The organism is Albibacterium profundi (assembly GCF_042159835.1).
Taxonomy (GTDB): domain Bacteria; phylum Bacteroidota; class Bacteroidia; order Sphingobacteriales; family Sphingobacteriaceae; genus Albibacterium; species Albibacterium profundi.
In genome coordinates, this window is record NZ_JBBVGT010000002.1 from 149,866 (window position 1) to 162,176 (window position 12,311).

A 12,311-nucleotide genomic window follows, 5' to 3' on the forward strand; every position below is an offset into this window, starting at 1 on the left:
ATCCTTAAATAACCATGGGGTCGACCGGAATTGACAGGATGGAGACGGTTATGTAAGCATGCAGCGCGTTGTTAGTCTAGCGCTATAATCTGAACTTTCAACTTTTTAAATGGCGAAAATAACTACGCCTTAGCTGCCTAATTTAGAATTAGAATAGCTTTTGTCCAGTCTGGGTTTTGTTCTGTAGCCTAGACAAACGGGCACCGATTTATGGAACTAGCTGCTTCAAAGCTGTGGTGAAGTAGCGAAATAAAGCAGATAAGGGTATGGTATAGGTAAGCAACCAACCTTCCATATCTCGAAAACCCAATGGAAGCTAAGCATGTAGAAAGCATATACAGTACCATGTTTGGACGAGGGTTCGAATCCCTCCGACTCCACTTAGACAACTGAAAACAAACTAGTTGCAGAATTAACACCCAAAATTACACCCAGTATTTTTGGGTGTTTGTTTTATCAAACATTTATTTTATCATCCTTTTATAGTGCATATTCTACCACCTCATCTTTTCCTTTGCAGAGCAGCACTCCGATACTTGGTTTTTCATGGGGACGTTTCACATCTCTATCCAATGCTTCTAAGTAGAAATTGAGTTTACCCAAAAATTCTGGCTCAAAATCCTCAATCTTTAATTCAAACAGCACTAAACACTGTAAATCTCGATGGTAAAATAATAAGTCGGTATAATAGTCTTTATTGCCTACTTGCAAACGGTACTGATTCCCCATGTACGTGAAGCCCTTTCCGACTTCCAATATAAATCGCTGTAAATTAAGTGTTATTGCTTTTTCCAAGTCCTTTTCCGTATGCCCATCAGGTAAATCTAAAAATTCAAACATATACGGATCACGGAATAAATCTTTTGGCAATCCTGATGTCGTGGAAGATATCAATTGATTTGACAACATCGTGCGCTCAAAAGTTGCCGTATTTAGTTGTCGTTCCAATTCTCTTACCGACAATTTTTGAGTAATAGCCTGCAGAAGATAGAAGAGGCTTTCCTCTGCGGTTTTGGTCTTGCTGAGAATGTGTAAATGTGATGACCATTGTATTTGTGTCAACACTGTTGACACAAACTTTTCATACAATTTATCAGGGGTGTATTACTATCTAAACTCCACCGTGTTTCCCAAAATCTTGCGAGTTTCGAAGATTGGTATATAAACTGTCTTCTTCCTCAATTCTAGGATATATCATTTACGTTGACTGATACACCCTTCTACTCATTCAGACGGAGGCCACTGAATCTTCACGTTATGGACATACTGGAATGGCTGTTTGAGTATGTGCACCTGCCGACCACTACGGGTCCACCACGGGGACACCCTATACAACTCTAATACAAAGCCAAGCCATAATAATTTATAAAAGCGGTTTCCCTAACCAGTCACACCATTCTCTTCCAAGATTTTCATAATTCGTGGTTCGATTACTCGCAGCATACGATCAAAGCCCAAATCTGTCGGATGTGTACCGTCTACCGAACCTTCATGGTCATCACCCATAAACTCGTCGGACGGAATAAAATAGAGCTTTTCAACACCCGACTGCTTTAACTTTTCGAACTCCTTGAGGATATTTTCATTTTGTTGTTGAACCTTAGCTCGCGTTCTAAGGTTAAAGCTCCCACTTTCGCGGAACAAGCTTTGCATGATGATAATTGGCGCATCGGGATGCTTTTCACGAATGGTACGGACTAAGTACTCCGTACGTTCAGTAATTTCCTCGGGCGTACTATTCGGCACACAATCCAGAATATAAGCGTCTGCTTCCATTTCCCCAATCATGTCGACTACGGGTTTTTCCATTTTGGCGCTAGCACCCATTCCAAGATTCAGAAAGTTGAGGCCGGTTGATCGCGATAGCCTTGCGGGATAAGCCATACCAGGTCTGCTTGCAGCTGCTCCCTGAACAATACTTGATCCGTAAATCAATACCCTTTTCTTGAAAGGTTGTTCACCTGCACGGATGTAAGCATCATTCTCTACACCAATAGAAACGCTGGTTGCTTCATTATATAGCGGTAAATAAAGCAAGCATTCCTTCTCAGAATCATCCATGTAGCGAGCTATCGTAGTCGCGGCACACTCCTCACCAGAACGAGGACGTGCTACGCCGGCATAGACCCATTTGCCGTTCTTTTTTATATATAGATCCATCCCTCTGTATGCCACCCTCGTCATGGTCGCCGATGTAGTGGTACCCATCGTGCACCATTTCGCGGTAATCTGCGTACTATTGGTCACAAATGAAATGGCTAAACCAGCCGAGTGAACAACCCGCTTTTTCACGTTCGCCGGAAGATCGGCATATTTCAAGGTATCTACTCGTTGAAAGAGTTTTGGCGTGGGTTTTATTTTCCCAACTAGGGTCAAATCCTCCGCAGGGGTATAGGTCATTTTTCCTCGTTGCACGACTTCCCGCTCCAATGTTCTTATTCTCACATTTCGGAACTGAGCACCATCATTATGGTCTTGCAATAAGACTCTACCGCTTTTAGTCTCTCCGTAATTTTCATATTGCTTGAATTTCGTACTGGCAACCCGTTCTCGAAAATCAGCTGAGCTCCGATCATAATGTAATACACGTACACCATTCAGCCAATGTTCAACCATATTCGCTCGAACGATAATACGACCTTTATTCCAAGCACCAGCTCCTAAAAAGGTCTTCCCTTCCGGCACATACAGCAAATACAAGGATGCCGTACTGGTCTCCGGACTCTTCCCCCCCGCCACACTCGCATGTTTATCATCGTCTATTAACTGATATTCTGGGCCATTCCAACTGAGCTTGCCTTTTTGATCGCGCAGCTCGGTAACCAAATATTTAATTCCCGTATTGGCTGAATCACTTAGCTTGAATTCAAATTCTAATTCAAAGTTCTCGTACGACTTGCGGGTCATGATATCACGACCTTTCCTACCGGGTTCAAGTGTCAATATGCCGTCCTTCAAGTGCCAGCCCTTCGTCGGAAATTTCGAGCTGGATACACGGGTCCAATTTTGCTCCAACTTTCCCTCGTCAAGCAAATCCTCCCATTGGCCAGGTTTATACGTATCTTGTGCCAAAACCATCTTGGGACTAAGCGCTACGAAGCCCCATAAAACAAGAGCTATGGAAGCGTAAATAAAATTAAATTTAGTTGTCGAACTCATATCGATAATGAAAATTTAGGGCTGACTTTTCTCTTCGTCCTCTAATAATCCGCTAAAGAATTCACCTACCGTGTCATGTAGTTCCCTAGGTAAGCGATTAATAACGTCAGCAGGGTACAAGGTAGTTATTCTATCAGGAAACTCGTATGTGCGATACAGTCTTTTCACAGGTTGCAACATATCTTTAAGCGCAGGCAGATCGGTATGTCGATCTAATTGAGGAGCAATTAGAAACACAGGCTTGGGTGCAATAACCGCTAAAATTTCCCCAAAATCTAATGGCACTTCTTGAGGTCGATCAACAAAAGCGCCTAGACGCGGTATAAAACCATAAAGATGGGAGTAGTTGCTAATAGAAGGATGTTCTGGCTCAGAGGCTCTCCAAGGTGAAAAAGCTGCGACGGTAGCAACACCGGCCACACGGTCATCCAAAGCAGCTGTCATCAACGAAACGCTGCCACCGATGGTATTTCCCAGCAAGTAGACGCGCTGATCATCTAGATAATCAAGATCTTCAACAGCATCGATAGTCCCTCGTACATCGCGAATCATTTTACCCATTTTTGACCAGTTAGGGTATCGATCATAGAAATGTTTCGCCTCCCAGATCCGTGTACCGAAGCCATACATATCAATAGCCATGACGGCGAAACCTCTTTTCACAAGCGATTCAAAAAGATCTCTGGTTTCTCTACGACCACCTCGATCATGTCCCTTAACAAAGCCGGTAGAATATGCATATTGGTGCAAATAAATAATCACCGGCATCTTCCCGTTTTTTTGGGTAATAAACTCTCCGGACTTATCGGCCGGGCAATACAAAACAGCCGGCACATGATCGCCTGTAGCCGAATAAGGACCTAAATAAATCTTTTCAGCGCCTCTGACTTCCGGTTCGGGGTTGATGCTATAAATCCAATCACGCTTAGGCGGCGTCCACGATCCAACATCCTGTGCACGTACTCCCGATGGCTCGTCTCCCAAAATCCAATTTAAGTTCTTTAGAATCCGTTCTTTATCGGCTTCAAATTGATCCAAATTGCTGTATTGGTCTCGTAAACGGACAGGTTCGATACGTGCCGCATCGCGAACTTGGTCTGCATGCGATTTTTCCCAAACCGCATAGTTATAAGGATAGTACAGTTCATTCTCCCAGTCTAAAGACAAGCGACCAAATTGTATATCCAGGAAGTCGATGGTCTGCTCGACATCTCGTGCCGCCACGGAATGAGGACCCATGCGAGTCAGAACACCAATATGATCAGATGCACCCAAAAAATCGTAAACTGTCTTGACTGAATAATAATTTTGCTCGTTAGACCAAGAATTCAGTCCGCGCTCAACGATAGAATAATGAAACAATAAAGGTCGCGGTGCAATCAAGGCTGCCAAGGAGTTTTGATCGATTGGAAGCTTGCCCTCGCGCCCGGAAAAGAAACGTAAGCGAGGATGGAACCAATGCCCGTTCCAAGCCATTACGTAATCCAACGTTTCGCTGGCATATTGAGGATCACTATAACGCCAAGGCATATCCCCGCCGGTACTCGAACTACTAGATACCACCGCCGATATGCGCTCATCAAAAGCGGCGGCCCATAGCGATTGCTTTCCATTTCTAGAGTGCCCTGTAATGGCTATTTGATCTTTGTTGACTTCATCTCGAGTGTATAAATAGTCTACCACACGCGAAGCCCCCCAAGCTCGTCGCATTAACAAACTAAAATCGTAATCCGGGTAAAGGAACATATAGGGATCCGTATCATCTTTCAAATCCGCGCCGGCATAAACACAACCAATATATCCGCGTTTCACTGCCAATTGTGCCCAGTCGCGATGGTTCCATTGTGTCATAAATACAGGCATCGGCCCTTCTCTATCTGGGATAATCAATTCAACGGTCATTTTCGCTTGTTGATTAGGGCCGAAGTTTAACTCTATCATTTGTACTCGCGTACCATCTTCTTGTGTTTTGTCCGACAATACATTGGCAATTACATTTCCCGGTGCTGGCGGCGCCACACCCGAAACCCAATGCTGGTATTGCGCCTTGATCCAATCTCGTTGCTTCCTCCATTCATCGACAGAACGAATACGGTGCGCCTCCCCTTCTTCATAGCGTATCAATGGGTCCGGCAAGTTGGGTACCGTACGCATTTTTGAAAAATCAGGGGGCAGTTCGCCTGTCCGCTGTAGCCAGTCCATCCAGGTACTATCTTCTACAGACACCCTGCGGGTATTAGCTCGAAAGCGTTGGTCTATGTTAATTTCTAAAATCTGTTGGAGGTATTCCTGCTTTCGTTTCAAAGAATCTTGGGCGAGGCAATCTGCCACCAAACAGTTCCATATCAAAAACACAGAGATCCATCGTATCATCATATCCTTGCTGTTTTATTAATTGCCAGATGGCACATATAAGAAATTCGGTCGGGCACGCTCTATTGTGCCTTTTTTATCTATTTTCTTTGTAACCCGTTCGCCTTCTGCCATTACCGTAACACTGCCACCTCCATCAATCATAAAGGCGAACTTCACACCTTCTTTTTCCAGTATATTAATTAGGTCCTGAATCGTCATCCCCTCACCGTCGAAACCGCGACCGCCGCAACTTAAAAACACCAGATCAAGGTTGTCGTATTGAGCAATTACTTGTCGAGGGTGCTTTTCTTTGTAACGCCGATATACTTTTCGAACGCTTTCATCAACAGCTTGGTGATCTATTATCAATGGTATAAATCCTGAAATGGCATTATCTGTTCCATCCTTTATGATATCTTCCGCCTCTATCCCCGGAGGATAAGAGACTAAAGTATTATCTTCTTTGATTCCTAGGGTATAAGACGACCTTGGCAGTTCTTGTTTGATCACACCGTCAATAATCTGTATACCTGTTGGCCAGCGTTTTACTACCTGTCCCGATTCCGATTTCTTAGCTCTGGCTGTAGAGCCATTAAACGCTAACAAGGCGTTGGTTCGTGCAGCAAACTCGCTACCTGTCTCACCTTCAGGCTTCGCAGCAAAAGCAGTTTTCAGCTTCACTAAATCGCCCGAGGGATTCAGGTGTTTAATTCGCGTCAGATAATAGTAGGTATCCGAATTAGGATCGAAATATTTATTAATACTATAGATATCCTCCGTATAAAGTTCTTCGATATGTTTCTGATTTTGTGTCGTCTGCGCATGACTGTACTGAACAAACAGCATACAAACTATGCATAAACCAAATGTGTCAACTCTAAATTTTCTCTTCATCACATGTAATTTTCATTAAAACAATTCCGATAGCTCGCTATCTTATTCAACATATAGAAAGGTAGGGCGCTTCCGTTCTTGTGTACCATTCTTATCTATTTTCCAATTGATAAACTTTTGGTCGACTACGAGCGAAGTACTTCCGCCGCCGTCCAAGTTGTAAGCGAACTTAACGTTTAAATCCTTCAAAATCTGAATGAGCTCCTCTCCCGTCATCCCTTTCCCACCGAAACCTCTGCCGCCCGTCGTTAAAAACACAATATCTAAATTCTCCAATTGGGCGATAACCTGACGAGGGTGTTTTACGGCAAGATTCCCAACATAGCCAAGGATTTTGTCGGACACGCGCTCGTAATCCAATATTAGCGGAACAAAGGCTGTTACCGCATTTTTAGTACCGGTGGCTAATATCTCCTCAGCGGTAGTTCCGGGCTCGAATACAAACAACTCGTTATTATCCTTGATCCCTAAGGTATAGCGATTATCCCGAGGTTCGTTATTTATAATTTCACCGTCAACGATGGCAACTGTCGACGGGACATTGTTCTTCATTTTATTACCTTTAAACTTGACTTGTGTTGATGCATTAAATGCAAGCTTACTGTTGGTTCGTTCTGCAAATTGCCTAACGGTTTCGCCTTCTTCCTTTACAGTATGAGCAAGCTGAAGTTTGATGAGTTGTCCCGATTGATCCCGATGATGAATTTTGGTCAGATAATAGTAAGTCTCAGAGACTTCATCGTACTTTAACTGATAGGAATAGCTGGGGCCTACCTGTGCGGTTTGATAGTCTGTATAAAAAGTGTCAATCGAAGTGGCGTCTGGTAAATAAGCCGAACGGTATTCGAAAGCCTGTGTGCTATTCGTGCCCTTAAGCGTATCGAGCGTACTTGTTCCTGAAACAAAATGTACAACAGCATTCCCTTCTGAATCTGTATATCGCACCTCTGTTCTTAGCAAATCCTGCCGCGAAATGCTCCAACTCAATTCAATGCCATTTTTAAGAACTCTACTGTCTTTAAAGGAATTCTGTTCAATACCTGACTGATATTCCGGACCATAAACTGTAGCTCCCGTCGAGGATTTAGGAGACACATTCCCCTCTTCGTCATACAAATAGAGATCGACTAGGTAATTTCCTTCCTTCATTTCATCCAACAAGACTCGAACACGCTTATCATTGTCCGCCCTTGGCACCGAGTTGCGGATCGAACCTCTATCACCCTGGGAATACCAGATCACCTCATAGGTACTTGCTTGGTTATCAGCTGATGGTATCCAGCTAATTTCCATACGCTGGTTACCGCTATGTGCAAGCAACGAGTCTGCATTAGGAATATCTATCTCTATATCCTCTTTGTCTCCTGCAACTTCCTTTTTATCACAACCCAACAAACTAGGGGTCAATAAAAAATAGATAAGTAAACTAAACATGTGGCGGATCGATATAACCTTCATTTTCAACATTTTTTTCAACAACTGGTCTTAAGGAAACGCCCAGAAAGTTAACTCTCCTATCCATACATAATATGGATCACTACCCTGCCACACATCAATCACCTTAAAGCGTATATAGCGATAGTTGTTGTCCTGTGATTCATCGAAAGTAAACTCGTGACCTTCAATTCCCCTATCAATATCCTCCTGAGTTAAGTCTTCGCCACGCGGCAAACCAGAAGGTCGTTTTATTTCATAGGTGCCTAGCTTCGTCCATTTCGACCAATCGCCATCTTCAGTAGGATCATTACTTCCCCACACTTCAAAATGTATCGGTGTTCCTCTATTATAGAAATATGCATAGTTGTTTCCACCCGAATAATCATTCCATCTGAACTTCGTAAGATCGACTGTTTTACCAAGATCTATTGCAAATGATGAAGGCATGTCGGCTTTAACCGTAGCGTAGGGCCTAGAGGTTGTACTTCCATCCCACATCAAATCAGGAGACCGGTTACTATAATGTGATTCCCACGCATCATTATCCAAGGGAAGAATTGAAAATCCACTCTTATCCACTTCCAGTCCAGTTTTTACAAGCGTCATCGTTGAGTATTCTGAATAAAAGGTGTCTATTGCAGTGGAATCAGGCAAAAACACTGTGCGATATTTTATTTTTGCCTCGTTTTCTACGGCTTTAACATTCGGCAGTGTATCGATTTCAGTATCAGAAGATACAAATTGGGTTGTTAATTCACCGGTAGTCCGATCTAAATATTCAAACTCCGTACGGACAGCATCCTCACTTGCGTTTGTCAGCTCCAGAGTAATGCTACTGCCAGGTGCCCATTCGGCGTTACGAACAATACGAGGCAGCAATGAGTTTTTATATATGTCACCATAAGAATGCCCTATGACTTCTGTTTGTACAGATTTCGTTCCACCCTCTCCGAACATATACACTTCAAAATAGTGAACGCCTTCATCTAAATTATTGACCATTACACGGATGGTATCTACTTCATCGGTTTTCTGAACATTCCCTTCTAGTGAGTCGCTTCTACTGTCCCAATAAACCTTATAACTGCGCACTTTTGGATCAGACAAAAGAAGCCAACTCAATTCAATTCTGTTTTCACCACTATGTGCTTTGATTGAGTCTGCCCGAGCTACGTAGACCGTTTCTCCGTTTTCGACGAATTGTCGGTACGTATCATCCATTTTCTTACAGCCGATTACACATGTGGTAATCGCCACAATCAGGAAGAGATATAATGTATTATTTTTTCTCATGATCTTCGTTTTGAAAAGTAAAAACATATTTTCTATTGCTGAGCCTGCCCCCATAATGTCAATTCACCTAACATCACACTACGTTGATTCCCCCAAGTTTGATTCGTTTTAAAACGTATATACCTGTAAGCTGTTCCGCTAAAAGGAAACGAGAAATTATCACCCTCAATCGCTGCATCCAAATCTTCCGCCGTTATATCGCCGACCGGAAGACCCGACGGCTTAACAGAGGTATTTTCTATCAGAAGAGTCCAGTTCTCCCAGCTACCATCTTGGCTTGGGTTATTACTTCCCCATATTTCGTAAACTTTCGGTGTTTCTCTCGAGAAAACGCGTGATGTATTCCCGCTCCTATAGAAGCCTTGAACATTACCACGACTAAATACGGCGGGCTTGCCTAGATCTATTGTTACCCATTGAGGCAAGACGACCATTGTCGGATCCGTCGTGTACGGAGATGTTGAAATCGACTCATCCCACATCAGCGAAGGTGCACGATTTGAATAAAGTGGCTTATAAGCATCATTATCCAATGGATGCGCTTTCCATAACGTTTTATCCAGCATTTCTTCAAAAATAGGCGTCAAGGTCTGATAAAGCGTATCTGAGTAATTCTGCCATTCATCCCTTACAACAAAGGCAAATTCTGTTTCCACAGAAGGTAATCCGTGAACAGAATAATCAATATCCAGCATACTGGTATAATTCCGATCGTAAATTCCCCATTCACCCACTGAGTCTTTTACTAGCGTGTAAATCACATATTCATTCTCGGTTTCATTCGTTAGCTTGATGTTTACACCTCCAAAATCCTTTTCGATCTTCATAGATTCAAACATAAAGTGTATGGGAGCCTCTAACGGTTTTATCGTCACTTCAATGGGTTCCGACTTCTGCTGAGAACGGTTAACCACGTATAAGTTGACCGTCCGTTCATCCGTCGTATAAAATCCATTGAGCTGCATATAGTTCTTATAAACAGATGACTTAACTTCCTGACTCCCTTTGCCGTCAGTCTCAAATTCAGCTACAACATAGAGCGCATTCGGATCATCGGGAAGCGAATAGCTAATCCTAGCGGCACCCGGAAGGTTTTCAACCTTTATGCTGCTAATTGCTCCCGGACTTCCTTCTGAATCCACAAGGGGACCATTCTCGTATTCTTCACAAGCTATCATACAAACCATCATGACGGCAATGACATAAAATAATCTCTTCATAATTTATAAACTTGAAGTTAGTAGATTGATGTAGTGTAGTTCATCAACCTTACCAACCGGGGTTTTGAATCAAATTCGTATTAACAATTAAATCACGTTCTCTTATCGGCCAGAAATAGTCTCTAAAGTTGAATTTTTGATCGAATAAAACCTTCGTACGGTAATAGCCCTCGGGGGTTTCCTGTGTATCATCCCAGCCTGTAACCGCTCTATTCAGTTCCACTGGTGCAGTTTTCCACCGTTTTAGATCCCAATATCGTTCACCCTCAAAAGCAAGCTCTATTGCCCGCTCACGGTGAATGATTTCTCTGAACCCATCCTGGCTCGCATATTTCCCAGGCGTGTTTGAGTAGTTATCCCAAGAGTCCTGCACCGTCGGCAAATCTGCTTTAGCACGTATCGCATTGATATATTCAAACGCTTCTTCGCCAGGACCTCCTTGTGCTTCATTTAACGCTTCTGCATATAAAAGATAAAGATCTCCAAGCCTTAACATAACCCAAGGATACCATGTACCCGGATAAGTACCGAGTTGCGCAACATTCGTATAATTCACAAGCTTTTTAACGTAATAACCTCCGGGAGAGTGAGAATGTGGTGCTGGAATTCCGGCATACTCTCCAAGCTTCGCCTGTAACCAATACAAGTCGTCGCTATCAAACTTCCCGTTGCCGTACCATATACCGCCGTCGAAACCTAAACCACCATAGAAGCGCGATTCTCGGTCGAAATTGAAAGACACCGAGGTGTAACCTTCTTTTATTTCGTATATATCTTCTTCACGCCCTTCTTTTAGTTCGAAACGACCGTTGTAATCCCAGGTTTTGTCCTGATCAATCGGCAATCCGTTCTCGGTGTAAAATAGAGAAGCAAAATTTAAAGTTGCCCCGTAAAACCCATAGGTTGCCTTCCAGCCAATCTGTGCATCTTCAAGACCCACCGGATGCATATTTTCTTGCAAAGCCTTTGTTGTGCTATTCGTATTCGCCCAGATAATTTCCGGATTCCATTCCTCCGTCACAGAGCCGCGATAGTTCATCTGAGTTTTTAATTCCTCAGATATATCGGTAATCTGATAACCCGGAACGAAGTTGTATAACTCATAACCTAAAAGGTGCGCCGTATCAATAGCTGCTTTACATGCCGCTGCCGCAATTTCCCACTTTTTAGGATCATAGGTCTGATTGAATAATTGTTCTCCATCTTTATCGATAAAACCGGCGTAGTCGGTATTCCCATTAAATAATGGACTAGCCGCATAGGTCAAAATTTTAGCCTTCAGGCCGAGCTCGATTGGCATTGTGATTCTTCCCAATTGCTCATTTCTATCCTCGACTTGTGGCCACAGATCACCGTGTGCTTCGTCAAGCAGTTCGACGATGTAGTTAAAGACGCTATCTACAGGATCGCGTGAAACGCGAACTTCTTCTGCCGATGCATCAACAGGGATATTTTCTCTCATAATCGGGATTGGCCCGTACATGCGCAGTAAATAGAAATGATAATAGGCTTTCAACACTTTAACTTCGGCGGCCCATTGCCTTTTTTCATACTCATCCATATCCGGTACTAAGTCGATATGCTCTAGAAATATATTACACTGACTAATAGCAGTCCACAGCTCGGTCGCGGCGCTGTTGCCGTTCCAATAATCATTGTACGGGCTGTTCGTATTCTGCTGACCGGCCGCAATCATAAAATTGCTGTGCGTATAGATCGGGTTCAACCACATTTCACCGGCGCCAAATCTTGCCGGATCGCTTGCAGGACTACCCAATCTCGGTAGAAATGAATAACAGGTAAACAAATACTTTTCTGCAGTGGAGCGCATTCTAAATGCATACTCCAACGTCGCAACATCATCAGGAACAACGTCTAAATACTTCTTGCAAGATGCCGTACCTAATAGTACGATTACGAGGAAACTAACAATATAAAATCTCATTTTATCTT

8 protein-coding genes and 1 other RNA gene are annotated in these 12,311 nt (G+C 43.2%); 1 reads left to right on the forward strand and 8 read right to left on the reverse strand.

Features of this window, described 5'->3' with window-relative positions; genetic code table 11:
• Positions 1-16 precede the first annotated feature (16 nt).
• Positions 17-383, forward strand: a transfer-messenger RNA (tmRNA) gene (ssrA, locus tag WKR92_RS02075).
• 97 nt (positions 384-480) lie between these two features.
• On the opposite strand, the gene WKR92_RS02080 is transcribed toward ssrA, so the two are convergent.
• The 8 genes from WKR92_RS02080 to WKR92_RS02115 form a co-directional block, all read right to left on the reverse strand.
• Positions 481-1,074, reverse strand: coding sequence for a PDDEXK nuclease domain-containing protein (locus WKR92_RS02080; protein ID WP_375556174.1), 594 nt, complete (start codon positions 1,072-1,074; stop codon positions 481-483).
• Between the two features lie 306 nt (positions 1,075-1,380).
• The gene (locus WKR92_RS02085) at positions 1,381-3,159 is read right to left on the reverse strand and encodes an SGNH/GDSL hydrolase family protein (protein ID WP_375556175.1); all 1,779 of its coding nucleotides are present in this window, start codon (positions 3,157-3,159) and stop codon (positions 1,381-1,383) included.
• Positions 3,160-3,174: 15 nt separating this feature from the next.
• Positions 3,175-5,535: an alpha/beta hydrolase family protein gene (locus WKR92_RS02090; RefSeq protein WP_375556176.1), complete on the reverse strand. Its 2,361-nt coding sequence runs from the start codon at positions 5,533-5,535 to the stop codon at positions 3,175-3,177.
• 15 nt (positions 5,536-5,550) lie between these two features.
• On the reverse strand, positions 5,551-6,408 hold the full coding sequence (locus WKR92_RS02095) for a phosphodiester glycosidase family protein (RefSeq protein ID WP_375556177.1): 858 nt from the start codon (positions 6,406-6,408) through the stop codon (positions 5,551-5,553).
• A gap of 42 nt (positions 6,409-6,450) precedes the next feature.
• On the reverse strand, positions 6,451-7,866 hold the full coding sequence (locus WKR92_RS02100) for a DUF4998 domain-containing protein (protein ID WP_375556178.1): 1,416 nt from the start codon (positions 7,864-7,866) through the stop codon (positions 6,451-6,453).
• 27 nt (positions 7,867-7,893) lie between these two features.
• Positions 7,894-9,138 carry a DUF4998 domain-containing protein gene (locus WKR92_RS02105; RefSeq protein WP_375556179.1) on the reverse strand — a complete coding sequence of 415 codons (1,245 nt, stop codon included), beginning with the start codon at positions 9,136-9,138 and terminating at the stop codon, positions 7,894-7,896.
• A 32-nt stretch (positions 9,139-9,170) separates the two neighbouring features.
• Complete coding sequence (locus WKR92_RS02110) at positions 9,171-10,358, reverse strand: DUF5000 domain-containing lipoprotein (RefSeq protein ID WP_375556180.1); 1,188 nt, start codon at positions 10,356-10,358, stop codon at positions 9,171-9,173.
• Between the two features lie 49 nt (positions 10,359-10,407).
• Complete coding sequence (locus WKR92_RS02115; protein WP_375556181.1) at positions 10,408-12,303, reverse strand: RagB/SusD family nutrient uptake outer membrane protein; 1,896 nt, start codon at positions 12,301-12,303, stop codon at positions 10,408-10,410.
• Positions 12,304-12,311: the final 8 nt, after the last annotated feature.